Genomic DNA, 24,726 nt, shown 5'->3' on the forward strand with positions numbered 1-24,726 from the left:
GCCTTGTGGAGTGGTTCACAGCGGATCAGTACTGGCTCGGCCGCCTCGTCTTCCAGCGGGCTCTCGCCGCGGTCTACCTCGTCGCGTTTTTGGGCGCGGCGCTGCAGTTCCGGGCGCTGATCGGGGAGCGTGGCATGCTGCCGGTGCCGCGCCACGTCCGGCGCGTGCCGTTCCGCCGGGCGCCGAGCCTCTTCCAGCTGCACTACTCGGACCGCTTCTTCGCCTTCGTCGCGTGGTCGGGCTGCGCCTGCGCGGTCGCGCTGCTCGCGGGCGCCGACGGTCTCCTCCCCCTCTGGGGCGGCATGCTGCTGTGGGTGGTGCCGTGGGCCCTGTACCTGTCGATCGTGAACGTGGGGCAGACCTGGTACGGCTTCGGCTGGGAGTCACTGCTCCTCGAGGTGGGCTTCCTCGCGGTCTTCCTCGGCAACGACGAGACGGCGCCGCCGGTGCTCGTCCTCTTCCTGCTGCGCTGGGTGCTGTTCCGCGTCGAGTTCGGGGCCGGGCTGATCAAGATGCGCGGCGACGCGTGCTGGCGCAAGCTCACCTGCCTGTACTTCCACCACGAGACACAGCCGATGCCGGGCCCGCTGAGCTGGTTCTTCCACCATCTGCCGCGGCCGGTCCACCGGATGGAGGTCGCGGCGAACCACTTCACCCAACTCGTCGTTCCCGTGCTGCTGTTCACGCCCCAGCCGGTCGCGACCGCCGCCGCCTGCCTGATGATCGTCACCCAGCTGTGGCTGGTCCTCTCGGGGAACTTCTCCTGGCTGAACTGGATGACGATCGTGCTCGCCGTGTCCGTCGTGGACCTGGGCGGCACGGGGACCCCGTCGACGTCGCCCGCCGCCCCGCTCTGGTACGAGGTGGTCGTCATCGCGGCGACGGCCCTGGTCCTGGGGCTGAGTTACCGGCCCGCGCGCAATCTGTTCTCGCGCCGGCAGATCATGAACTCCTCCTTCGACCCGCTGCATCTCGTCAACACGTACGGCGCGTTCGGCAGCGTCAGCCGCGTCCGCCAGGAAGTGGTCATCGAGGGGACGTCGGACACGTCCCCCCGCCAGGATTCGGAGTGGCGCGAGTACGGGTTCAAGGGCAAGCCGGGCGATGTGCGCCGCTGGCCACGCCAGTTCGCGCCGTACCATCTGCGGCTCGACTGGATGATGTGGTTCGCGGCGCTCTCCCCCGCCTACGCGCGCCCGTGGTTCGGCCCGCTGGTGGAGCGGCTCCTGGACGGCGACCGGGACACGCTGCGGCTGCTGCGCCACGTCCCGTTCCCGCCGGACGAGCCTCCCGCGTACATCCGCGCCCGCCTCTACCGCTACCGCTACACGACCTGGCGTGAGTTGCGGAAGACGGGTGCCTGCTGGGAGCGGACGTACGTGCGGGAGTTCTGGCCGCCGACCCGGGTCAGCCCACCACGCTGAGCCGGGGCGGCCGGAGGCGGTAGACGCGGGTCGCGGTCCCGGCGAACAGCGCGGCGCGTTCGGTGGCGCTCAGTGACTCGGTCAACTCTTGTGCCGCCTCGATGACTTGGGCGTACGTGGCGGCCAGGGTGCAGACGGGCCAGTCCGATCCGAACATCAGTCGGTCGGGGCCGAAGGCCTCCAGGACGGTGTCCGCGTACGGGCGCAGGTCGTCCACCGTCCAGGTCTTCGGGTCGGCTTCGGTGACCAGGCCGGAGAGTTTGCAGAAGGTGTTGGGGAGCGCGGCCAGCGAGCGTACGGCCGCCGCCCAGGGTTCGAGGGCGCCGGATGCGATGGGCGGCTTACCCAGGTGGTCGAGCACGAAGGTGAGTTCGGGGTGCTCCTGAGCCGCCTTGACGCAGGCCGGGAGCTGATGGGGCAGGACCACGAGGTCGTAGGGGAGGCCCGCCGTGCCGACCGCGGCCAGGCCCCGGCGCACGTCCGGCCGCAGCAGCCACTGCGGGTCGGGCTCTGCCTGGACTTGATGCCGGATGCCCACAAGGCGCTGCCCGCCCGGGAGTTGACGCATTCCGGCAAGCGCGTCGGAGACATCCGGGTGGGTGAGGTCGGTCCATCCGACGACGCCCGCCACGAGGTCGCTCTCCGCGGCCAGGGCGAGGAACTCCGGGGTCTCCTCGGCGACGGTGACCGTCTGGACGAGCACGGTCGCGCCGACGCCCGCGGCACGCGCCTCGGGCAGGAGGTCGTCAAGGGAGAAGTTCCGGCGGATCGGGGCGAGCGCCTCGCCGGTGATCCATTCCTGGTCGCGCACGGAGAGGTCCCACACGTGGTGATGGGCGTCGACGAGGTCCGGTGTCACGGCAGCTCCCATACGACGGGCAGTCCCGCGTCCGCGCCCTCGGCCGAGTAGTCGTGGACGACGTCCAGCAACTCGGCCATACGGGCCTGCCAGGCGATGTTGACCGGCAGCTTGTCCAGCTCCGCGAGCATGCGGGCGTAGTCCTCGCACTCCAGGACGTGGAAGAGATCGGTGCCGTCGCGCCAGATCGTCCAGGAGGTGGCGCCCGCCGCGCGGATGGCGGCGACCAGCTCGGCGGGCACCTCGCGGTGCGCGGCGTCGTACTCGGCGAGGCGGTCGGCGCGGACCTTGGTGTGCAGGGCGATTCTCACGCGGGGTCCTCTCCGGGGACGGGGGTGCCGAGGGGCAGCAGCCCTTCGGCGCGGGCTTCCTTCCAGAAGTCGTCGGGGACGACATGCGCGAACTGCGCTGCCGCGTCCCGGACTTCGTGGGGTGATCGGGCACCGACGAGGACGGTGGCGACCGCCGCGTGGCCGAAGGGGAAGGCGAGGGCGGCGGCACGCAGCGTGATGCCGTGCCGTTCCGCCATCGCCTTCAGGTGGCAGGCGCGGTCCACCAGAGCCCGGGGCGCGGTCGTGTAGTCGTAGGTCGCGCCGGGCCGGGGGTCGGCGAGCAGGCCCGAGTTGAAGACGCCCCCGATCACCACCGCCTTGCCGTACTCGTGCGCGGCGGGGAGCAGGTCGGTCAGGGCGCTCTGGTCCAGGAGCGTGTAGCGGCCCGCGCACAGGACCGCGTCGACGTCCGTGTCACGGACGAAGCGGGTGAGCATCGCCGTCTGGTTCATGCCCGCGCCGATCGCGCCCACGACACCTTCCGAACGCAGCCGCTCCAGGGCCGGATACCCCTCACGGAAGGCCTCCTCCGCGTGGTCGTCCGGGTCGTGGAGGTAGACGACGTCGACGCGGTCGAGGCCGAGCCGGGTCAGGCTCGCCTCCAGGGAGCGGCGGATGCCGTCCGCGCTGAAGTCCCAGACGCGGCGGTGTGTGGCGGGGACGGCGAAGCCGTGGGCAAGGTCGTCGCCCACGGGCCGCTCCACTGCTTCGAGGAGGCGGCCCGCCTTGGTGGAGAGCGTGTACGACTCCCGGGGGCGTGTCCGCAGTGCCTCGCCCACCCGGCGTTCGGACAGGCCGATGCCGTAGTGCGGCGCCGTGTCGAAGTGGCGGATGCCCGCGTCCCATGCGGCGTCGATCGCCGCGGCGGCCTCCTCGTCGGTGATCGGGGTGTAGAGGTTGCCGAGTCCGGCGGCGCCGAAGGACAGCTCGGTCACCTCGACGCCGCCGGGTCCGATGCCGCGCCGGGCCATGCCCCTCACCGGCCGGCCGGCCGGAGCCGCAGGCCCTGCATGCCGCCGTCGACGGCGAGCGCGGTGCCTGTGGTGGCGCCGGAGAGCGGGCTCGCCAAGTAGGCGATGGCGCCCGCGACTTCGGCCGCCGAGACGAGGCGCCCGGTGGGCTGGCGGGCCGCGAGCGCGGCGCGCTCGGCCGCCGGGTCGGGCGCGGCGTCCAGGAGGCGGCCGACCCACGGGGTGTCGACGGTGCCGGGGTTGACGCAGTTCACGCGCACCCCCTCGCGGACGTGGTCCGCGGCCATGGCGAGCGTCAGGGAGAGCACCGCGCCCTTCGACGCCGAGTACAGGGCGCGCTGCGGGAGGCCCGCGGTGGCGGCGATCGAGCAGGTGTTGACGATCGCCGCATGGGCGGAGACACGCAGGTGCGGCAGGGCGGCGCGGGTGGTGCGGACGATCCCGAGGACGTTCACGTCGAGCACCTTGTGCCACTGGGCGTCGTCGTTGTCCTCGACGGTGCCCTGCGCGCCGATCCCCGCATTGTTGATCAGTACGTCGAGTCCGCCCAGGTCGGCCACCGCGGCGGCGACGGCTTCGCGCACCGAGGCGTCGTCGGAGACGTCGGCGCGGTGACCGGTGAGCGGCTTCTCCACGCCGCTCGGGTCGAGGTCGAGCACGGCGACCCGGGCGCCGCGCGCGGCGAGCAGTTCGGCGGTGGCCCGGCCGATGCCGGAGGCTCCGCCGGTGACCAGGGCCTTCAGGCCCTCGAAGTCCTGGGCGTCCGTCATGCGGCTGCTCCTTTGCCCTGTGCGAGGTCGGCGGCCCAGAAGGCGCCGTCCGGATAGGTGAATTCGGCGAGGGACTCGGCCCGCATGGTGGCCGAGAAGCCCGGTGCGGTGGGCGCGACGTAGTGGCCCTCGCGCAGCACGACCGGGTCGATGAAGTGGTCGTGGAGGTGGTCGACGTACTCGATGACGCGGTTCTCGGTGGTCCCGGTCAGCGCCACGTAGTCGAACATGGAAAGGTGCTGGACTAGTTCGCACAGGCCGACGCCGCCCGCGTGCGGGCAGACCGGGACGCCGAACTTGGCGGCGAGCAGCAGGATCGCGAGGTTCTCGTTGACGCCGCCGACGCGGGCGGCATCGATCTGCAATACATCAATCGCGCCCGCCTGGAGGAGCTGCTTGAAAACGATGCGGTTCTGGACGTGCTCGCCGGTGGCGACCTTGACCGGGGCGACCGCCGTGCGGATCGCCGCGTGGCCGAGGACGTCGTCGGGGCTGGTGGGCTCTTCGACCCAGTACGGGTCGAACTCCGCGAGGGCGCGCGTCCATTCGACGGCCTCGCCGACGTTCCAGCGCTGGTTGGCGTCGATCGCCATCCGGATGCCGGGTCCGATCGCCTCGCGGGCGGTGCGGCAGCGGCGTACGTCGTCCGCCAGGTCCGCGCCGACCTTCAGCTTGATCTGGGTGAAGCCGTCCGCCACGGCCTGGCGGGCGAGACGGGTCAGCTTCTCGTCGCTGTAGCCGAGCCAGCCCGGCGACGTCGTGTAGCCGGGGTAGCCGCGCTCGCGCAGCAGGACGTCGCGCTCGGCGGCCCCATGTCTGCCCGACTGGAGGATGTCCAGGGCCTCTTGCGGGGTGAGGGCGTCGGCGATGTAGCGGAAGTCGATCTGGGAGACCAGCCACTGGGGTTCGGCGTCCGCGAGGAAGCGCCACAGCGGCTTGCGCGCACGCTTGGCCGCCAGGTCCCACAGCGCGTTGACGACGGCGCCGATCGCCATGTGCATCACGCCCTTCTCCGGTCCCAGCCAGCGCAGTTGGCTGTCTCCGATGAGGTCGCGGTTCAACGTCCCCGGATCGGCGCAGACTTCCTCGACGGACCGGCCGAGCACGTGGTGGCGCAGCGCCTCGATCGCGGCGACCTGGACGTCGTTGCCGCGCCCGATGGTGAAGGTGAAGCCGTGCCCCTCCAGGCCGTCGTCGGCGTCGGTGCGAAGCACCACATAGGCGGCGGAGTAGTCGGGGTCCGGGTTCATCGCGTCGGATCCGTCCAGCTCCCGCGAGGTCGGGAACCGTACGTCATAGGTGTCAACCGCGGTGATGCGGGCGGGAGTCGGGGACACAGGAGGCCTTTCCGGAAAGGGGCAAGGAGACGGGGAACCCGGAGCGGGGTCAGTCCTGTGCGCGGCCGGTGGTGACGCGCGCGATCATCAGGGCGACCAGGATGATTCCGCCGTAGATGGCCTGGATCCAGAAGGACGGCACCTGGGCGAGAGTGAGCAGGTTCTGCACGACGCCGAGCAGCAGGACGCCGGTGAGTGCGCCGAACATGGTGCCCTTGCCGCCGTCGAGGCTGATGCCGCCGATGACCGCGGCCGCGAACACGGTGAAGATCATGTTCTGGCCCTGGTTGGCGTTGATCGCGCCGACGTAACCGGTCTGCATCAGTCCGCCGACGGCGGCGAGGCATCCGGCGACGATGAACACGCCGAGCATCACGCGCTCGACGCGGATGCCGGCCGCGCGTGCCGCGTCCGCGTTGCCGCCGATGGCGTACAGCGCGCGACCCACGCGGTGGTACTTGAGGACGAAACCCGCGACGCCGAAGGAGACGGCGGCCAGCCAGACCGAGAGCGGGATGGTCAGGAACGTCGAGGTGGCGAGGGTGTAGAAGGCCTCGGGCATGCCGAAGAGCGTCTTGCCCTTGGTCGCGCCGACCAGCAGTCCGCGCAGCACGATCAGCATGGCCAGCGTCACGATGAACGCGTTGAGCTTGAGCTTCACCACGAGGATGCCGTTGAAGGCGCCGATGACCGCGCCGACGACGAGGATCGCGAGCAGCGACACCGCGACGGGCATCTCGGCGCCGAACCCGGCCTGCGCGGCGGGCAGCACGAGCAGCGCGCCGACGGCGGGCGCGATGCCGACGACCGATTCGAGGGACAGGTCGAACTTGCCGGTGATGAGGACGAGCGACTCGGCGAGCACCACCATGGCGAGGGCGGCGGAGGCGCCGAGGATGGAGATGAGGTTGCGCTCGGTGAGGAACGAGTCGTTCACCAGCGTGCCGAGCAGCATGAGCAGCAACAGGGCGGGAACCAGGGCGAGTTCGCGCGCCCTGCGCAGCAGCACGGAGCGTGCCTGGGCTCGGGCGTTGTCGGTCTTCTCGGTCAGCTCCGGTGCGGTCGAGGCCGACGGGGCCTTCGTGTCAGCCACGGTCATTCACTCCTTGCGCTCCTTCGGTTTCTTCCACGCCCTCGATCGACGCGATCAGCTCGTGGTCGTGCCAGCCCGCCGCATGCTCGGCGACCACCCGGCCGTGGAAGAGGACCAGGACGCGGTCGCAGCGCCGCAGGTCGTCCAGCTCGTCGGAGACGACGAGGACGGCGGTGCCGTCCTCGCGGGCGTTGTCCATGCGGGCGAGGAGTGACTCCTTGGACTTCACGTCGACGCCCGCGGTGGGGTTGATGAGGACGAGGAGCCGTGGGTCGGAGGCCAGGGCGCGGGCCATGACCACCTTCTGGGCGTTGCCGCCGGAGAGGTCGGACACGGGCTGGTCGGGTCCCTCGGCATGGATGTCGAGGCGGTCGATCAGCTCCTCGGCGAAGCCGCGCTTGCGCTCGGTGCGGACGAAGCCGTACTTCCCGAGCCGGTCGAGCACGGTCATCGTGGCGTTGTCGCCGATCGTCATCCCGAAGACCAGACCCTGGTCGTGCCGGTCGCGCGGTACGCACCCGACGCCGGCCCGCAGCGTGGCGGAGACATCCCCGAACGGGAGCCGCTTGCCGTCCAGTTGAGCGCTGCCTCCGGTCGGCGTGTGCAGCCCGGCGAAGGTCTCCGCGAGGTTGATCTTGCCGCTGCCGCTGGATCCGGCGAGGCCGACGACCTCGCCCTTGCGGACGGTCAGGTCGATGTTCTCGTACGACTCGCTGGTGAGGCCCGTGACGTCGAGCATCACAGGGGCGTCGGCGGGGACCTCGGTCCGGGCGACAGACTCCTCGGCGGCCTCCTTCTCCCGCAGTGCCTCCCCCGCCATCGCCTCGACCAGGGCGGCGCGCGGCAGGTCGGCCACCGGCGCGGTGGTGATCCAGCGGGCGTCGCGCAGGACCGTGACGGTCTGGCAGACCTCGTACACCTCCTGGAGGTGGTGCGAGATGAAGAGGAAGGTGACGCCGGATTCCTGGAGCGCCCGCATGCGCGTGAAGAGCCGCTCGATCTCCCGGTTGTCGAGCTGCGCGGTGGGCTCGTCCAGGACGATGAACCGCGCCCCGAAGCTGAGCGCCCGCGCGATCTCGACCATCTGCCGGTCCTCGACCTTGAGGTCGGCGGTCCGTGCGTCCGGGTCGACCCGGACGTCCCAGGTGTCGAGCACCTCGGCGGCCTGCGCCCGCAGCTTGCGCCAGCTGATGAAGCCGCCGCGCCCTTCGGGCTGCCGGTTGATGAAGAGGTTCTCGGCGACGGTGAGGTCGGGCACCACCGTGGGCTTCTGGTAGACGCAGGCGACCTTGCGGCGCCAGGCGTCGCGGTCGGTGAGCGCGGGCGCCGGTTCGCCGTCGAAGAGGACGGTGCCCGCGTCCGGGGCCTGGAGGCCGGTGAGGATGGTGACGAGGGTGGACTTGCCCGCGCCGTTGCGGCCGACGAGGGCGTGGGACTCACCGGGCAGGACGGCCAGCTGACCGTCCTGCAGCGCGACGGTGGGCCCGTACCGCTTGGCTATGCCGGTCGCTTCGACGAGCGCCGTCGGCCCCGGATCCGGGGACTTGGTCATCGGCGTACTCATTTGACCGTGTTGCCCCACAGCTTGGAGTCGTCCACGTTCTCCTTGGTGACCAGTGGAGCGGGCAGCTGGTCCTCAAGGATGCCGCTGGGCAGCTTCACGATCGTGGAGTCGTGGTCGGTCGGGCCCGGCTTGAACTTCTTCCCGTTCATCGCGGCCTTGATGTAGTACATCCCGTACTTGGCGTACGCGTCGGCGGGCTGCGAGACGGTGGCGTCGATCTGGCCCTTGCGGATGGCGTCGAACTCCTGCGGGATGCCGTCGTTCGAGATGACGGTGATGTGCCCCTGCTCGCCCGCCTTCTTCAGCATTCCCTTGGACTTCAGGGTCTGCAGGGTGGGCGCGAGATAGACGCCGCCCGCCTGCATGTAGATGCCCTTGATGTCGGGGTTGGAGTTGAGCAGCGTGTCCAGCTTCGACGCGGCCGTGTCGGACTCCCACTTGGCGGGGATCTCCAAAACCTTGAGCTTGGGGTACTTCTTCTTCACGCAGGTGCGGAACGCCTCGGAGCGCTCACGGCCGTTGACGGAGGCGAGGTCTCCCATGATCTGGACGACCTTGCCGGTCTTGACCTGGTCACCGAGGTAGTCGCAGGCCTTCTCGCCGTACGCGACGTTGTTGGCCCGCACCACCATCGCGACCTTGCCCTTCTCGGGGGCGACGTCGACGGCGACCACGGGCACGCCCTTGCGTTCGGCCTGGTCGAGTCCGGCGGAGATCGCCGCGCTGTCGAGGGGTGCGACGACGAGGCCCTTGACCCCCTGATTGAGCTGGTTGTTGATGTCGGTGATCTGCTGCGAGGGGTCGCTGTTGGAGTTGACCGTCTTGTTCGTGTCGACGTCCTCGGACTTCGCCATCTTCGGCACGTAGTCGTTGTACGACTGCCAGAACGGCGAGGTCAGCAGGGGCAGGATCACCCCCACCTTGCCCTCGCCGCCGCCCGCACCACCCGCGGGCGCCGCACTGTCCTTCGTACTGCCGCATGCCGTGAGCACGAGGGACGCGCAGGCGGCCGCGGCGGCGATCCGCACCACCCGCGAAGTCTCCGGCCTACTGCTCCTGTTGCGCACTGTTCTGCCGGCCATCTGACGGCTCCTCATCGAGCGTGAACGGACGAAGTCCTGGCGGGTCCTGGCGAGTTCTAGTGAGTCCTAGTGAGTCCTAGCGACCGATGGGCGAATATTTATCAGACCACTTGACGCTCACAACACCCCTCGGCGCCAAGTTTTCCTGCTTTCAGGCCGTAGTGGTCCGACCACATCTCTGATTAGACTGCGGCGCACTCGGCTAGTGGAGGAGCGTTACGTGGACCAGACCGCCCCGCAGAAGGGCACCGTGACTGCGCGGGCCATCGAGCAGATCAAGGCGATGATCGGCGAGGGCAGGCTCGAACCGGGTGAACGCCTCCCCACGGAAAGGGACTTGGCCACCCAGCTGGGCATCTCTCGCAGTTCGATGCGCGAGGCGATCCGCGCGCTGACGGTGATGGGGGTCCTGGAGGCCCGGCACGGCTCGGGCATCTACGTCACGCAGTTGGAGGCCGGGGACCTCCTGGAGACGTTCGGCGTAGTGGCGGACCTGTCACGCGGCCCACGCCTGGTGGAGCTCCTGGAGGTACGCAGGGTCCTGGAGTCCACGGCGACGGCGCTGGCGGCGGCGCGCATCTCGTCCGATCAACTGGCGGACGTGGAGAAGCACTTGGAGGCGATGAACGCCACGGAGGACCCCGAGGAGATCCTCTCCCACGACCTCGCGTTCCACCGCACGATCGCCTTCGCGGCGGGCAACGACACGATGGCCGCCATCCTGGAAGGCCTGTCGTCCCGCACGTTCCGCGCACGGGTATGGCGCGGCTACCAGGAAGAGGGCGCCTTCGAACGCACCCGCCGGGAGCACGCCCGCATCCACCGGGCCCTGGTGGCGCGAGACCCGGAGGCGGCAAGGGCCGCGGCGGCGGCGCACGTGGGAGAGGTGGAGGACTGGCTGCGGGGTCAGTTGGACGAGTAGGGGCCGGCCGTGCGACGGGCGGGCTCCCGTCCCTCCGGCGGGCGTTCCACCCCAGGGCGGCCCGCCTGGGCGCGACTCCTGGCCGCTAGTCGATGAGGGTCCGCTTCGGGCGGACCACGCAGAACTCGTTCCCTTCCGGATCGGCGAGCACGGTCCACGACTCGTCACCGCTCTGCCCGACGTCCACCCTGCGCGCCCCGAGCGCGAGCAGCCGCTCGATCTCGGCCCCCCGGTCCTCCACACCGGACGTCAGATCGACATGCAGCCGGTTCTTGACGACCTTGCGCTCCGTCACCGGCATGAAGCAGATGCCCACCGGCGCGGTCTCATCAGGCCCGATCACGACCTCCCGCTCCCGCTCGGACAGAATCCGCCAGCCCAGCGCCTCGGCCCAGAACCGGGCCAGGGCGGGGAGATCATGGGCGTCGATGACGATGTGATGCAGGGATACGGGCATGTGGGCCAGTGTGCGCCGGGACCGATCGCGGAGGCGGCTCATCACGCGGATCCCGTCGTACGACCCGCCGGGGGACGCCGGACGGGCTTGTCCCTCAGCCCTGTCCGGTGTCCGCCCGGCTTCCGCCCTCTGTTCTGCCCGACGTCACGCCCGCGTCAGCCGCAGCGTCACCAGCTCGAACGGGCGCAGCTTCAGGGCGATTCCGTCGCCCGAGCGCTCCGGCGACGCGGCGTCCGCGAGGGGGCGTTCCAGGAGGTCCGTCACCTCGACGGAGCCGACCGGGAAACCCGCCGTCAGCGTCGCCTTCGCGCGCCCGCCCTGTGCCTCGTGGAAGCGGACGACCACGTCGCCGCTGCCGTCGTCGGCGAGCTTGACCGCCGTGACGACAACGGCGTCGTTGTCGACCGTCACCAGCGGAGCCACCTCGGCGCCGCCCGTGACCTCCCGCTCGGGCAGGTTGATCCGGTAGCCCTCCCGCACCGCGTCGCCGATCCCGGCCCCCGGTACCAGCGCGTGCCGGAATCGGTGGACGCCCTGGTCCGTCTCGGGGTCGGGGAAGCGCGGGGCGCGCAGCAGCGAGGCGCGGATCGTCGTCGTCGTACCGGAGTCCGAGGCGCGGACCGTGCGGGTCACGTCGTGGCCGTACGTCGAGTCCGTGACAAGGGCCACGCCCCAGCCCGGCTCCTCCATGTGCACGAAGCGGTGGTTGCAGGCCTCGAACTTGGCCGCCTCCCAGCTCGTGTTGGTGTGCGTGGCCCGGTAGAAGTGGCCGAACTGCGTCTCCGAGGCGTACCGCTCCGCGTGGACGTCCAGCGGGAAGGAGAGCTTCAGGAACTTCTCCGTTTCGTGCCAGTCGACCTCGGTCTCGATGTCCAGGCGCGTGGAGCCCGGCGTCAGGGACAGCACCTGCGTCAGGCGCGAGGCGCCGAAGCCGCGTACGACACGGACCGAGGTGCCGTCCTCCCCGGGCTCGACCGCGTCCGCCTCCGTGAGATCGGTGACCGTGTTGCGGTAGAACTCGTCGACGTCCCAGGCGTCCCACATGTTCGGGAAGTCGGCGTGGATCTGCGGCAGGTTCGCCGCCTGGCCGGGTGCGACGGCCTCCCGGTCGCCCACGATGTCGTACGCCGAGACGACGAGCCCGCGCGCGTCGACCTCGACCCGCAGCAGACCGTTGTCGAGGACGTAGCCGCCGTCGGCGCGTGAGGCGATCGCCGACTGTCCGTCGACGGTGGCGGGGCGCGCGCCGCCCGCGGGGACTCCGCCCCGGGTGTGCGGGGCCGAGTTGAAGACGAGCGTGCCCGTGCCGCCCTCCCCCGCAAGCGCCCGCTGGGCCGCTTCGATGATGCCGTTCAGCTCGTCGGCGACCGCCGCGTACGTCGCGCGGGCCTCCCTGTGCACCCAGGCGATGGACGAGCCGGGCAGGATGTCGTGGAACTGGTGGAGCAGAACCGTCTTCCAGATACGGTCCAACTCCTCGTAGGGGTACGAGAATTCAGGCGAGCGGACGGCCGCCGTGGCCGACCAGAGCTCCGCCTCGCGCAACAGGTGCTCGCTGCGGCGGTTGCCCTGCTTGGTGCCCGCCTGGCTGGTGAGCGTGGCGCGGTGGAGCTCCAGGTACAACTCGCCCACCCAGACCGGAGCGTTGGGGTACTCCGCCTCGGCCTTCTCGAAGAAGGCCGCAGGGGTCTCCCACTCGACGGTCGCGGAGCCCTCCAGGTCACGCAGGCGTCCCGCCTTCGCGATCATCTCGCGGGTGGTGCCGCCGCCACCGTCACCCCAGCCCGTCGGGGCGAGGGAGTGCCGGGCGACTCCCTTGTCCTTGAAGTTCTTCGCCGCGTGGGCGATCTCGCTGCCCTTCATGGAGCAGTTGTAGGTGTCGACGGGCGGGAAGTGCGTGAAGATGCGGGTCCCGTCGATGCCTTCCCAGTTGAAGGTGTGGTGCGGGAAGCGGTTGGTCTGCGACCACGAGATCTTCTGCGTGAGCAGCCACTTGGAGCCCGCCGCCTTGATGATCTGCGGCAGCCCGGCCGCGAAGCCGAAGGTGTCGGGCAGCCACGCCTCGTCGTTCTCGATGCCGAACTCGTCGAGGAAGAACCGCTTGCCGTGGACGAACTGACGGGCCATCGCCTCCGAGCCCGGCATGTTCGTGTCCGACTCGACCCACATGCCGCCCGCGGGCACGAACCGCCCGTCGGCGACCGCCTTCTTGACCTTCGCCCACACCTCGGGCCGGTGCTCCTTGACCCACGCCCACTGCTGGGCCTGCGACATGGCGAAGATGAAGTCCGGCTCGTCCTCGATGAGGGCGGTCATGTTGGACGTCGTACGCGCGACCTTGCGCACCGTCTCGCGCAGCGGCCACAGCCAGGCCGAGTCGATGTGCGCGTGGCCGACGGCGCTGATGCGGTGGGCCGAGGGCTCGGCGGGGGTGGTGAGGACGCCTTCGAGCTCGACGCGGGCCGCGGCGGCGGAGCCGTTCACGTCCTGGAGGTCGACGGCGTCCAGGGCGCGGCCGATGGCGCGCACGAGGGCGTAACGGCGTCCGGAGTCCTCGGGCAGCTCCTGCATCAGCTCGCCGAGCACTTCGAGGTCGATGACGAGCTGCCACACGGTCTCGTCGAAGACGGCGAGGTCCATGCGGGCGAGTTTGTACTGGGGCTCGCTGCCGGCCGTCTCCTTGTCGCCGAGCTGGGTGGGCAGGAAGGGGTGGTAGTCGAGGATGACGGGATTGGAGGCGGCCTCGATGTGCAGGTGCACGTTCTCGCCGCCGGTGGCCGGGGCAGCGATCCGCACCCACTGGTTGCGGGGGTTGAGGCCCTTCACCGGGGTGCCGTCGGGGCGGTAGACCAGGCCCTCGCACTGGAAGCCGGGCATGTTCTCGTCGAAGCCGAGGTCGAGGATGGCCTCGACCGTCTTCCCGGCCCATTCCTTCGGGACGGTGCCGGTCACCTGGAACCAGCTGGTGGACCAGGGGGCTCCCCAGGGGGCGCCGACCTCGGTGGGTTCGGGGGTGGCGGCGAGGCCTTCCGCTACTGGTACGGGCTCACCCGGGGCGGTCCATACGGCGACGTCCAGGGGGACGGACTCCGGGTAGACCGCGGGGCGGATGCGTTCGTCGAGGACGCGCTTGAGGCGGGCTTCTATGAGGGTGCGGTCGTCGTGCATGGGCTTCTCCGTGGTGTTGTTGGTGCGGGTGCGTGGGGGTGCGGTGTACATGATCTTGTCCCCAACCCCGCCCCTTCTCGAAAACCCGCTCGGCGCGGGGGCCTTGGCTGCCGTCATCACCGGCTCCGCCGAGTTCGTCCTCAATCGCCGGACGGGCTGGAATTCCAGCCCGTCCGGAAGGGTGGGGCGGGGGATAGGGCTTGGGCCTAGCCGACCTCCCCCGGCCGCACAACCTCCGTAATGCCCCGCGCAGCCAAATGCGCCGAGTCCCCCGCCCGGCCGGCCAGCACGGTGGTGGGCCGGACCCCGTCCCCCACCAGCCGCATGAACGTCTCGAACACCGCTCCCCCCGGAGCACACGCGGACCGCTCCGAGGTCAAGTCATCCACCACCACAGCAGTGGCCCGCACCGCAGGCGCGTACTCCCGCCCCCGCCACTCCTTCGCGATCCGGGCCAGCGCCTCACCTCCCGGCTTGACCCGGCCGTCATTGCTCAACAGGCCCAGGCTGTACTCGAGTTCGGGGAAGTCCGCCAGCGAACGCGACACGTCGTGCGAGCACCACCACGTCACCCCCCACACGTCCGCGCAGTCGAGCGCCGCTGCCACCGTCGCCTCGGTGAAGGACGCCGCGTGCTCGGCAGGGATCAGGGGAGCGGGCGCGCCCACCTCCTGGAGCCAGACCGGGCGGTGCGGATCGTCCGCCCACGCCTTGGACAGCTCGATCATGTACGCCGCGTGCTGCGCGGTGGCGATTCCCTCCCGCCCGTGCCGCTGGGCCGTGCCGTTGAACACCCAGGAGTGCACGGCGGTCATCCCGCCGAGGCGGGCGGCCTGGGCCGGGGTGAAGGGCTGGTCGTCCTGGTACCAGGCGGCGTCGTACTCGGCATGGAGGTGCGGCTTGCCGGGAGCGCCCTCCTCGCACGCGGCGAGGACCCTCCGCAGCCACTCCCCCGCCTGCTCCTGCGTGATGCGGTCCGGGTCGGGGTGGGGGCCCGCCGAGAACTGGTTGACCTCGTTGCCGATGGTCATGCCGATGAAGTTCGGCCGGTCGGCCAGCGCGGCGGCCAGCGTGCGCAGGTACGTGACCTCGCCCTCCACCACATCCGGGTCGGTGAAGATGTTCCGCCGGTGCCAGGTCTGCGTCCACGCGGGCAGGAAGTCGAAGCTCGACAGATGCCCCTGGAGCCCGTCGACGTTGACGTCGAGCCCGCGCTCCCCCGCCGCGTCCGCGAGGGCGACGAGCTGCTCCACCGCGCGCGGCCGGATCAGGGTGCGGTTCGGCTGGAAGTACGGCCAGATCGGGAAGACCCGGATGTGGTCGAGGCCCAGCGCGGCGATCGCGTCGAGATCGGCGCGCACGGCGTCGAGGTCGAAGTCCAGCCAGTGGTGGAACCACCCCTGGCTGGGGGTGTAGTTCGCGCCGAAGCGCGGCGCGCCGGACGGCACAGAAGGCGCGGAGGGCAAGGAGGGCACACGAGTCGTACGAGACATGCGAGTCCTGGTTCTCGGGGATGTGGGGGCCCGGTGGGGCGGGGCAGCAGCAGGCGGGGGACGGCAGGTCAGCCCTTGACCGCTCCCTCGCCCACCCCGCGGAAGAAGTACCGCTGGAGACAGGCGAAGAGCACGATCAGCGGGAGTACGGCGATGACCGTGCCCGCGGCGACGAGCCGTTCGTCGTTGGCGAAGGTGCCGTGCAGGTAGTTCAGGCCGATGGTCAGGGTGAACCGGCTCGGGTCGCTCAGCACGATCAGCGGCCACAGGAAGTCGTCCCAGGCGCCCATGAAGGCGAAGATCGCCACCACGGCGAGCGTGCCCTTGACCGCGGGCAGGGCGATCCGCGTGAACCGCTGCCAGACGTTCGCGCCGTCGACGTACGCGGCTTCCTCGATCTCGTACGGCAGGTTCAGGAAGGCGTTGCGCATCAGCAGGACGTTGAGTGCGGAGACGCAGCCCGGCAGCAGCACCCCGATGAGGGTGTTGTTGAGGCCAAGCTCCCGCATGGTGGTGAACTGGGCGATGATGATGCCCTCCACGGGCACCAGCATGGCGAGGATGAAGACGAGCGTGGCCGCCCTGCGGCCCCGGTAGCGCAGGCGCGCGAGGGCGTAGCCGGCGAGGGTGGCGCCCACGCAGTTGGTCACCACGTTGGCGGCGGCCACCTTCAGGGAGTTGAAGGCGTAGTCCCAGACGGGGATGGTGTCGGCGACCCGCTCGTAGTTGTGGAAGGTCGGGCTGCTCGGCAGGAACTTGGGCGGGGAGCTGAAGATGTTCTCGTGCGGACCCTTGAGGGAGGTGGAGAGCTGCCAGAGGAAGGGCCCGATCATCAGCGCGAGTACGGCGAGCAGGAGCACGTAGCGCAGGATGATCTCCCACACTGGCATCCTGCGGCCGTTCTCGTCGGTGATCCGGCCGCGCCGGCGGGAGCCGTCCTTCCGGCCCTTCCGAGCCGCCTTCACCGACTTCGCCGTCTGCTCGGCCTTGCGCGTGTCCGTCGCGGTGCTCACGCGTCCTCCTTCCGGTCCGCGCGCAGCACGAGCAGCATCAGCGCGACGGTGACGATGAAGACGACGACCGAGATGGCCGACGCGTACCCGACGCGGCCGGTCAGGCCGGTGCCGACGCGCTGCACCAGCATCACGAGCGTGGTGTCCTCGCCTGCGGGGCCGCCGTTGGGCCCTGCCATCAGATAGACCTCGGTGAACACCTTGAAGGCGGCGACCGAGGAGAGTGCGGCGACCAGGACCATCGTGGAGCGCACGGCGGGCACGGTGACCGTGAAGAAGCGGCGCACCGCGCCCGCGCCGTCCACCGAGGCGGCCTCGTGGAGTTCACGTGGCACGTTGGCGAGCGCCGCCAGGTAAATGATCATGTAGTAGCCGAGGCCCTTCCAGACCGTGACGGCCATGGCGCTCAGGAGGAGCAGCCACTGGTCGCTGAGGAAGCCGACCGAGCCGACGCCCACGGCCTCAAGCACCGCGTTGACCAGGCCCCGTTCATCCAGCATCCACACCCAGATCAGGCCCACCACGACGATGGACGCGACCACCGGCGTGTAGAACGCCGACCGGAAGAAGGTGATGCCGGGGATGTGCTTCTGGACGAGCATCGCGAGCAGCAGCGGCAGCAGGACGAGCGCCGGGACGACCCCGACGATGTAGAGCGTCGAGTTGCGAAGCCCGATCCAGAACATGTCGTCGTGCAGCAACTCCCGGAAGTTGTCCAGGCCGACGTACTCCCCCGGGATCAGGGTGCGCTTGTCGGTGAAGGAGTTGATGAGCGTGCTGACGAACGGATAGAGGATGAAGATGCCGACGACCAGCAGCCCGGGGGCTGCGAACAGCCAGGGGCTGCTGGGGAGTTGACGCCTGATGCGGCGGCGGGGCCCGCGGTCGTCGGCGGGTGCACGGGGAACGGTGGCGGTGCCGGAGCTTTTCATGGTGGTGGTCCCGTGTCGTCTTCTCAGCTCTGCTTCAGCAGCCGGTCGCAGTTCTTGACAGCGTTGTCAAGTGCTTCCTCGGGACTCTGCTTGCCCTGCAGCGCCCGGGCGACGCCGTTGCGCAGCTCGATCTTCATCTGCTCGCTGAACAGCACGGGCGTGTAATTCACCGCGGTCTTCACGGACTTGGCGGCGGCGATCCGCACGCGCGTGTCATCGGTGCCGTCCTGCTTGGTGAAGTACGGGTCGTCGAGTGAACCCTCCGTACTGGGGAAGATCGCCACCTTCTTGGCGAAGGACATCTGGCGCTGCGCGTCCGTCACGTAGTGGGCGAACGCCACGGCGGCGGGCGTCTGCTTGGTGCGCGTGTTCACCATCACGCCCATCACGTACATGTTGTCCTTGCCGGTGTTGGTGATCTGCGGGGTGATCCCGATGTTCTTGTACAGGCTGGGGGCGTCCTTCTTGAACTTGCCGAGGTCCAGGGCGCTTCCGGGGTTCATGGCGACGGCCTCGGTGAGGAACTTCTTGCCCGTCGACTCGGGCGTCGCGGTGAGCGCCTGGCCGTCCAGGGCCTTGGCGTCGTACAACTCCTTGTACTTGGTGAGGAGTTCGACGCCCTTGGGGCCGTTGAAGGTGAACTTGGTCCCGGCCTTGTCCATCAGCGGCACGCCGTAGCGCCCGAAGTCCTCGATGGTGGGGACGTTGGCGAGCGTGGCGGTCTTGCCCTTGGTCTCCTTCGACAGCTTCAGTGCGTCGTCGAAGAGCTGGTCGTACGTCGTCGGGGGCTTGTCGGCGTCGAGACCCGCCTCCTTGAAGATCCGCTTGTTGTAGAAGAGCGGCCCGGTGTTCAGGTACCAGGGGAAGGCGTACGTGCCCTCCGTGCCCGGTATCTGGTGGCTCTTCCACGCACCCGGCAGGTACTCCTTCTCGTACTTCCCGGCGGCCTTGTCGAGGTCGAGCGCGAGACCGGCCTTGGCGAGCGGGGCCACCAGGTCGGGCGAGACGTTGACGACGTCGGGGAGGGTGCCGGCCGCGGCGTCGGCACTGATCTTGTCGGCGTAGCCCTCGCCGGGCTGGTCGACCCAGTGCACCTTCGTGCCCGGGTACTTCTTCTCGAAGCCGTCGACGACGCCCTCGAAGTACGACTTGAAGTTCGCCTTCAGGTTCCAGGTCTGGAAGGTGATCTCGCCCTCGACCTTGCCTGACGCGTCGGTCGAACCGCCGCCGTCGTCTCCGTCACCGCAGGCGCTCAGCGGCAGGAGCACGGCGATGACGGCGGCAGCGGCGGCTGCCCTTCGGGGGATGCGGGGGTGATGGGAGATGCGCACGGTGAAACGGCTCCTTTGCTCGGCCCAGCGTGAGGCAGACCTTGCATGGAACTCCGGTAAAAAGTCAATGGATTCGTTGAACAAAGCTGCACATCTCATCAACTCTGCAGGTCAGCTAGGTTCATTGAACTTCTTGCGGGGATCGACTAAAGCGCTTTAGAGTGAGCTGACTCAAGCGCATTAGTATGCGCGTCAGAGGAAAGGGGCAACACCGGTGCAAGGCAAGCGGTCCCCGGCACGCCGGCCGACCATGAAGGACATCGCGCGCCGCGCCGGAGTCTCCGAGAGCGCCGTGTCCTTCGCGCTCAACGACCGGCCAGGAGTCTCCGACGTCACCCGGGACCGGGTCCGCAGGGTCGCCGAGCAGCTGGGCTGGCACCCGAGCACGGCGGCGCGCGCGCTGTCCGGTGAGGGCTCGGCGACGGTGGGGCTCGTGGTGGCGAGGCCCGCCGGGACGCTGGGCGTCGACTCGTTCTTCCTGCAGCTCATCTCGGGCATCCAGGAAGTCCTTGCGGAGCGTCAACTGGGCCTGCTCTTCCAGGTGGTGGAGGACGTGACCGCCGAGTGCGCGGTCTACCAGCGGTGGTGGGCCGAGCACCGGGTGGACGGCGTCCTGGTCGTGGACCCGCGCACGGACGACCCCCGCCCGGCGCTGCTGGACGAGCTGGGACTGCCCGCGGTGGTGACGGGCGGCGTGCCGGACCCGGAGGCGCACCACCCCAACCTCTCCACCGTCTGGGCGGACGACGCGGGCGCGATGGCGTCGATCGTGGACCATCTGCACGCCCTGGGCCACCGCCGCATCGTGCACATCGCGGGACTGCCCGGCCTCGCCCACACGGAACGGCGGATCCGCACGCTGCGGGCCGAGGCGGAGCGGCGCGACCTGTCGGAGGTCCGCTCGGTCACCACGGACTACTCGGACGCGGAAGGCGCCGCGGTGACACGGCGGGTGCTCTCCGCCGCGTCGCCGCCGACGGCCCTCGTGTACGACAACGACGTGATGGCCGTCGCCGGGGTCGCCGCGGCGGCCTCGCTCGGGTTCGCCGTCCCGGGGGACGTGTCAGTCATCGCGTGGGAGGACTCGGCGCTGTGCCGGATGGTGCACCCGTGGCTCACGGCGCTGTCCCGCGACACGGTGTCCTTCGGCCGGACGGCGGCCCGCGAACTCCTGTCCCTCCTGGACGACGGCCCCGCGGCCACGGTCCAGGTACCGCTGCCCACACTCATCGAGCGGGAGAGCACGGGGAGGGCGGCCGGAGGCTGAGCCGCCCCTGCTCACCCGGCCCGGCGGCAGGTCTGTCATATCCCGCCATTACGGTGCCGGTATGGCGGACATCTACGAACTCTCGATCGCGCTGGACCTGCGTGACGACCTCTCCGGGGAAGAGATCGCCGAGCTCCGGTGGCATCTCGGCCTGGGCCCCCGGCCGGTGGAACTGACCGTGGTGCGCGTGTTCCCTGTCGTGGTGGAGGACGACCGGGGCGAACTGGTCACGGAGGACGCCCCCATGCCGCTCCTGGGGTGTCATGACACGGCCTCGAAGGCGGACGGAGCGCTCACCTCGGTGCTGCTCCGGCGCGAGGGCGGCTGGGCGCTGACGGCTCGGCAGGAGGTCCACCCGGACGACTTCGATCGCGTCGGCGAACTGCTCACGTGGCTCGCGGCCAAGGCCGAGGGCCATCACGAGCGGTTCGACGGGTCCGTCCGTGTCGGCTGGACCAGGTTCTACGAGGAGGACAAGACCCACCCCCTGGCCGTACGCGAGGGCCGGGTCGGCTGGCCCTCGTAGGCACGCCTGCCAGGGCTTGTACGTAAGCGTCGGTCAGGGCCTGTACGTAAGCCCCGGTCAGGGCTTGTCGTACCAGGAGAATGCCGTGATCCGCCAGCCGTCCGGGGTGCGGACGAACTGAATGGTCTTGGTGCCGCTCCCCTCGAACGGTTCACCGTCCAGTGTCCCGGACTTGCGGTACGTGCCGAACCGCGAGGCGATGTCACCCTCGATCTCGGTCCGTTCGGACGTCTCCCACTCGGAGAAGTCGACCAACCGGCCGTCCCTCAGGAGGCGTTCGCGCGGCTCGATGAACTCCTCCACCGTGTGGACCCTGAAGTCGGGGCCGGTCACGACGATCACACCACCCGGGATCATCAGTCGGCGGAGCCGGGCCACGTCGGCGGCCTTTCCGTCCCGGTTGTCGAAGGCGCCGAAGAACTCGGCGGTCACGGCGTCGATCTCACTCTTGGACATGGCGGCGACGGTAACACCGGCGCGGAGCGACGGACTTCGGCGGCCGGGAGAGTCGCCCGGAGGGCGGCGATGCCCCGCCACTCCCCTCAACGCGACTCCCCCGACGCCCGGGACTCTCTACACCCGCGACCGGTACAGGCCGAACTCCGCAAGGCGTACCGCCCCGCGCGACCCCGTCACCCGAAGCCGCCACTCCCGCGCCCGCACCGGCGTGGCCAGTGTCAGGACCCGGCTGGCCCCCACCGTGTCCACCTCGGTCACGAGGGACCATCCGGACCCGCTGGACCCGCCGGACCCGCCCGGAAGCCGCGCCTCGATCACCGCGTGCTCCAGCCGCTGCCCCCGCCGGATCTCCTCCCCCAGCCGGATCCGGTCGACCTCACGCGCCTTGCCCAGGTCGACCGTGAGCGTCCCCCGGGAGGGCGCGGGGCACACCCACGCCGTGTCCGGGTCACCGTCGACCGCGTACGACGGGCGGCCGCCGTCACCGCGGGCCCGTGCACCCCGCGCGAGATCCTCCGGCAGTTCGCGTCCGATCCGCTCATGGAACTCCCGCAGGCGCGCCACGTCCGCCTCCGGGAGCAGGCCCCGGTCGTCCGGCGGGATGTTCAGGAGCAGCACGGAGTTCCTGCCCACGGAACGGAACCAGATGTCCGTCAACTGCTCGACGGACTTGGGCTGTTCGTCCTCGTGGTAGAACCAGCCCGGCCTGATCGAGACGTCGCACTCCGCCGGCCACCACTGCACGTACTGGGCGACGGCCCGCGCCTCGGCGAGCGCCTCCCGGCTCCCCTGGTCGGGCGCGTCGTACTTCAGCGCGTAGTCGACGCTGCCGTTCCCCGAGTCCTTGACGGGGACGACGCTCCACTCGTTCTCGCGCGCGAGCCCGCCCTCGTTGCCGACCCATCGGACGTCGGGGCCGCGCACGGCGACCGTCGCGTTCGGGGCCAGGGCACGGATGACCGCGTACCAGCTGTCCCAGTCGTACGTCTCGACCTTCTCCGGCGGGATGCGCCCCTGGGCCCCGTCGAACCACACCTCGTCGATGGGCCCGTACTCGGTGAGCACCTCGTAGAGCTGGTCGAGCATGTGGGCGCCGTAGTCGGTCGCGTCGAGCGTGAAGGACCGTACGGATGCCTCGCCCGCCCGGTCGTCGCCCTCGACCGGCGTGGGAATGGTCCGCTCGGAGCGCGCGCTGCCGTTGGCGTAGACGCCGTGCAGATACTGGTTCTCGTCGGCGGGCGAGATGTAGACGCCCACCTTGATCCCGTGCCGCCGCAGGGAGTCGGCGAACGAGCGCAGGACGTCACCCTTCCCGCCCCGCCAACTACTGCTCGCCACACTGTGCTTGGTGTAGCGGGAGGGGTAGAGGACGAAGCCGTCGTGGTGCTTGACCGTGAGGATGGCGAGCTTGAATCCGCCGTCGCGCAGGGCCCGCGCCCACTGATCGGTGTCGAGTCCCGACGGCTGGAAGACGTCGGGGTCCTCGTCGCCCGTGCCCCATTCGAGGCCGGTGAACGTGTTGACGCCGAAGTGCAGGAACGCGGTCTGTTCAAGGCGCTGCCAGGCGATCTGCCGTTCCGTCGGCCGGACTTGGGAGGCCTTGGCGACGACTTCGTCCGGGGAGTCCTTGGCGCTGATCGGGATGCGGTAGGGCGGTTCGGGGGCGGCGGCAGCTGCTGTCCCGATGGAGCCGGGTGCCGCGAGGGCGAGGGAACTGCTCGACGCGGCGACCGCCGTGGTGACGGCGGCGGTCACGAAGAGGCGTCTGCTGACAGTCATGGGCGTGCGGGTCTCCCTGTCGGGTGTCGAATGCACGGGCGGTCAGTGTGTGGTCAAGGTCCAGGTGGCCGGGGTCCGTTGATCCGCCGGATACTGCTGGAGACGTCCGCCCTCGGCGACGTACACGGACATTTGGGTGATCGCGTTCGTCAGCCGGTAGCCGTCCGACGTCTTCGTCAGCTGCCAGCGCTGCAAGGTGTTCGCCGCGTCGCACGCCTCCCGCGTGACCGGACTTCCGGGCTCCAGAGGCACGTTGAGCGTGATCTTTCCGCTGCGGGTCTCCAGGCAGGTGCCGTCCGCCGTGGACTTCAGCGTGACGTATCCGTCGGCGGTGCGCTTGATCTCGTAGGCGGCGGGCTCCGCGTCCCCCTTCGTGTCCCGCAAGGTGTACGTTCCGTCCGCCACCGGCGTTTTCGTCAGGTCCTGCCAACCCGGCGCGTGGCCAACCGACTTGGCGCGTGCGGTGAAGCCGTCGTACGTCGGGTCCGGCTGCGCGGAGCCCCAGGTGACCTGGGCGACATGGCTGAGCGGCATCGCCATGGAGGCCGCGACCTCGTTCTCGGTCTCGCCCCGGCCGTTGTCAGGCCACAGGCTGATCTTCGCCCCGGTGACGCCCTCGCGCGACGCGAGCTTCTCGCCCTCGAAGCTGCGCGGGTCCCACGCCTTGTCGTACAGCGCCTTGGTGTCGGTGTGGAAGCCGCCGCGCACGAGGTAGAGGGAGTAGGCCGCATTCTGCAACGGGCGGCCCTGGGAGATGAGTTGACTCGGCTTGGTCCTCACGTCGAGCCAGTGCTCCACGCTCGTTCCCGCCGCGACCGGCACCGTGTTCGCGCCGGTCAGGCCGTCGTTCCAGATGCGCAGCCGCTTGCCCCTGTCGGCCGTGTACGCGTGCACCCGGTTCACGAAGTCGACGAAGGCGTCCTGCGGGGTCGCGTTCTCGCCGTACTTCTTCTTCGCGTATTCGAGGATGTGGGGGTACTTGGCGAAGTCGGAGCCGAGCATGTACTCGTCGGCGCCCATGTGCCAGGACTTCGCGGGGAACACCTCGGCGTACTCGTCGATCAGGCTCGTGTAGTACGCGAAGGCCTCGTCCTTGGTGATGTCGAGGCGCGAGGGCTGCCGCTCGCCGTCGGAGTCGGTGAGCTGGAGGTCGGTGCGCTTCTCCAGCCAGGGGTCCATGTGGCCGGGCGAGTTGATCTCCGGGGTGATCGTGACGTGGTACTTCTCGCCGAGGGCGACGAGGCGGCGTATCTCGCTCTTGGTGTAGTAGCCCCAGCTGTTGGCGTCGGGGTGCTTGTCGCTCTTCACCTTGAGTTCGAGGAGCAGCTGGTTCTGCTTGTTGTACGCCATGTCGCGTACGAGGTTCTCCAGCCAGGGTGTCGAGATGTGGATGTAGCAGGCGCAGACACCGACTCCGCGCTCTTTGTACTGCGGCACGTCCACCGTGCGTCCGGCGGGTACGCGGCCGCTCTGGGCGAGGAGCTGGAGCAGGGTGCGGGTGCCGTAGAAGGCTCCGGTCCCGGTCGCTCCGGTGATCTCCAGGCGTTTGCCCGCGCGGAGTTCGTATCCTTCGGCGCCGAGCGTCTTTCGCCCGGGAGCGACGTCGATCACGATGTCGCCGTCGCGCGGGGCGCCGCCGGTGACCGGCACCCGGCCCTCCCCCGCGGCGCGCAGATCGTCGGCGAGGGTGCGGGCGGCTTCGCGCGCGGCCTGCCCGTGCGCGACGAGCCGGGCGCCAGGACCGTAGGCGTAACTCCCCTCGCCCGGCGTCCAGTCGGGCAGGGCAGGGACGGTTCGGGGCGGGTCCGCGGCGGGCTGCGGGGCACCGGCGGCCCCGGCCGCCGGGACGGGCGCCGCGAGCAGCACCAGGGCCACTGCGGCGCCTCTCCACCGGCGTAGCCGCGCACGAGGCGCGACCATCATGCGCATGTCAGTCATGACATCCGA

At 70.0% G+C, this 24,726-nt stretch carries 21 protein-coding genes; 4 read left to right on the forward strand and 17 right to left on the reverse strand.

Annotated features, from left to right (window positions below; all coding sequences use genetic code 11):
• The first annotated feature begins 5 nt into the window (after nt 1-5).
• A complete protein-coding gene (locus tag OG302_RS06620) occupies nt 6-1,424 on the forward strand; it encodes a lipase maturation factor family protein (protein WP_371525876.1) in 1,419 nt (472 codons plus the stop codon).
• Here the strand turns inward: OG302_RS06620 and OG302_RS06625 are convergent.
• The 8 genes from OG302_RS06625 to OG302_RS06660 are packed head-to-tail and all read right to left on the reverse strand — an operon-like array spanning nt 1,408 to nt 9,432.
• On the reverse strand, nt 1,408-2,295 hold the full coding sequence (locus tag OG302_RS06625; RefSeq protein ID WP_371525877.1) for an amidohydrolase: 888 nt from the start codon (nt 2,293-2,295) through the stop codon (nt 1,408-1,410). The genes OG302_RS06620 and OG302_RS06625 overlap by 17 nt on opposite strands.
• Complete coding sequence (locus OG302_RS06630) at nt 2,280-2,594, reverse strand: L-rhamnose mutarotase (RefSeq protein ID WP_361831610.1); 315 nt, start codon at nt 2,592-2,594, stop codon at nt 2,280-2,282. The genes OG302_RS06625 and OG302_RS06630 overlap by 16 nt, the downstream gene beginning before the upstream one ends.
• A complete protein-coding gene (locus OG302_RS06635) occupies nt 2,591-3,586 on the reverse strand; it encodes an aldo/keto reductase (protein WP_371525878.1) in 996 nt (331 codons plus the stop codon). Before OG302_RS06635 ends, OG302_RS06630 begins: the two co-directional genes overlap by 4 nt.
• 5 nt (nt 3,587-3,591) lie before the next feature.
• Nucleotides 3,592-4,356 carry an SDR family NAD(P)-dependent oxidoreductase gene (locus OG302_RS06640; protein WP_371525879.1) on the reverse strand — a complete coding sequence of 255 codons (765 nt, stop codon included), beginning with the start codon at nt 4,354-4,356 and terminating at the stop codon, nt 3,592-3,594.
• A complete protein-coding gene (locus tag OG302_RS06645) occupies nt 4,353-5,693 on the reverse strand; it encodes an L-fuconate dehydratase (RefSeq protein WP_371525880.1) in 1,341 nt (446 codons plus the stop codon). The genes OG302_RS06640 and OG302_RS06645 overlap by 4 nt, the downstream gene beginning before the upstream one ends.
• A 49-nt stretch (nt 5,694-5,742) precedes the next feature.
• Nucleotides 5,743-6,786 (reverse strand): ABC transporter permease, encoded by a 1,044-nt coding sequence (locus OG302_RS06650; protein WP_371525881.1) that lies wholly within the window; start codon nt 6,784-6,786, stop codon nt 5,743-5,745.
• Entirely contained in the window at nt 6,779-8,338 is a 1,560-nt protein-coding gene (locus OG302_RS06655; RefSeq protein WP_371525882.1) for a sugar ABC transporter ATP-binding protein, read from the reverse strand. Before OG302_RS06655 ends, OG302_RS06650 begins: the two co-directional genes overlap by 8 nt.
• Nucleotides 8,339-8,346: 8 nt before the next feature.
• The gene (locus tag OG302_RS06660) at nt 8,347-9,432 is read right to left on the reverse strand and encodes a sugar ABC transporter substrate-binding protein (RefSeq protein ID WP_371525883.1); all 1,086 of its coding nucleotides are present in this window, start codon (nt 9,430-9,432) and stop codon (nt 8,347-8,349) included.
• A gap of 220 nt (nt 9,433-9,652) precedes the next feature.
• Here OG302_RS06660 and OG302_RS06665 point away from each other — a divergent pair, with 220 nt between their 5' ends.
• Nucleotides 9,653-10,354, forward strand: coding sequence for a FadR/GntR family transcriptional regulator (locus OG302_RS06665; protein WP_371525884.1), 702 nt, complete (start codon nt 9,653-9,655; stop codon nt 10,352-10,354).
• An 85-nt stretch (nt 10,355-10,439) separates the two neighbouring features.
• Here the strand turns inward: OG302_RS06665 and OG302_RS06670 are convergent, their stop codons facing one another.
• The 6 genes from OG302_RS06670 to OG302_RS06695 all read right to left on the reverse strand — a co-directional run bounded on the left by OG302_RS06670 (nt 10,440) and on the right by OG302_RS06695 (nt 18,748).
• Nucleotides 10,440-10,811, reverse strand: coding sequence for a VOC family protein (locus tag OG302_RS06670; RefSeq protein ID WP_371525885.1), 372 nt, complete (start codon nt 10,809-10,811; stop codon nt 10,440-10,442).
• Nucleotides 10,812-10,955: 144 nt separating this feature from the next.
• Nucleotides 10,956-13,979, reverse strand: coding sequence for an alpha-mannosidase (locus OG302_RS06675; protein WP_371750030.1), 3,024 nt, complete (start codon nt 13,977-13,979; stop codon nt 10,956-10,958).
• A gap of 206 nt (nt 13,980-14,185) precedes the next feature.
• A complete protein-coding gene (locus tag OG302_RS06680) occupies nt 14,186-15,472 on the reverse strand; it encodes a glycosyl hydrolase (RefSeq protein WP_371525886.1) in 1,287 nt (428 codons plus the stop codon).
• 68 nt (nt 15,473-15,540) lie between these two features.
• Nucleotides 15,541-16,437 (reverse strand): carbohydrate ABC transporter permease, encoded by an 897-nt coding sequence (locus tag OG302_RS06685; protein WP_371750031.1) that lies wholly within the window; start codon nt 16,435-16,437, stop codon nt 15,541-15,543.
• Between the two features lie 44 nt (nt 16,438-16,481).
• Complete coding sequence (locus OG302_RS06690) at nt 16,482-17,417, reverse strand: carbohydrate ABC transporter permease (protein WP_371525887.1); 936 nt, start codon at nt 17,415-17,417, stop codon at nt 16,482-16,484.
• 23 nt (nt 17,418-17,440) lie between these two features.
• Nucleotides 17,441-18,748 (reverse strand): extracellular solute-binding protein, encoded by a 1,308-nt coding sequence (locus OG302_RS06695; RefSeq protein ID WP_371525888.1) that lies wholly within the window; start codon nt 18,746-18,748, stop codon nt 17,441-17,443.
• 250 nt (nt 18,749-18,998) lie between these two features.
• Here OG302_RS06695 and OG302_RS06700 point away from each other — a divergent pair, with 250 nt between their 5' ends.
• Nucleotides 18,999-20,015: a LacI family DNA-binding transcriptional regulator gene (locus OG302_RS06700; protein ID WP_371525889.1), complete on the forward strand. Its 1,017-nt coding sequence runs from the start codon at nt 18,999-19,001 to the stop codon at nt 20,013-20,015.
• Between the two features lie 61 nt (nt 20,016-20,076).
• Nucleotides 20,077-20,541, forward strand: a complete 465-nt coding sequence (locus tag OG302_RS06705) for a hypothetical protein (RefSeq protein ID WP_371525890.1) — start codon at nt 20,077-20,079, stop codon at nt 20,539-20,541.
• Between the two features lie 57 nt (nt 20,542-20,598).
• Here OG302_RS06705 and OG302_RS06710 read toward each other — a convergent pair whose 3' ends face one another.
• From OG302_RS06710 to OG302_RS06720, 3 genes are all read right to left on the reverse strand, one after another.
• Entirely contained in the window at nt 20,599-20,997 is a 399-nt protein-coding gene (locus OG302_RS06710; protein ID WP_371525891.1) for a nuclear transport factor 2 family protein, read from the reverse strand.
• A gap of 117 nt (nt 20,998-21,114) precedes the next feature.
• Nucleotides 21,115-22,779, reverse strand: coding sequence for an alpha-L-fucosidase (locus OG302_RS06715; RefSeq protein WP_371525892.1), 1,665 nt, complete (start codon nt 22,777-22,779; stop codon nt 21,115-21,117).
• 42 nt (nt 22,780-22,821) lie between these two features.
• Complete coding sequence (locus tag OG302_RS06720; RefSeq protein ID WP_371750032.1) at nt 22,822-24,708, reverse strand: family 20 glycosylhydrolase; 1,887 nt, start codon at nt 24,706-24,708, stop codon at nt 22,822-22,824.
• Nucleotides 24,709-24,726 lie beyond the last annotated feature (18 nt).

This window comes from Streptomyces sp. NBC_01283, from assembly GCF_041435335.1.
Classification (GTDB): Bacteria; Actinomycetota; Actinomycetes; order Streptomycetales; family Streptomycetaceae; genus Streptomyces.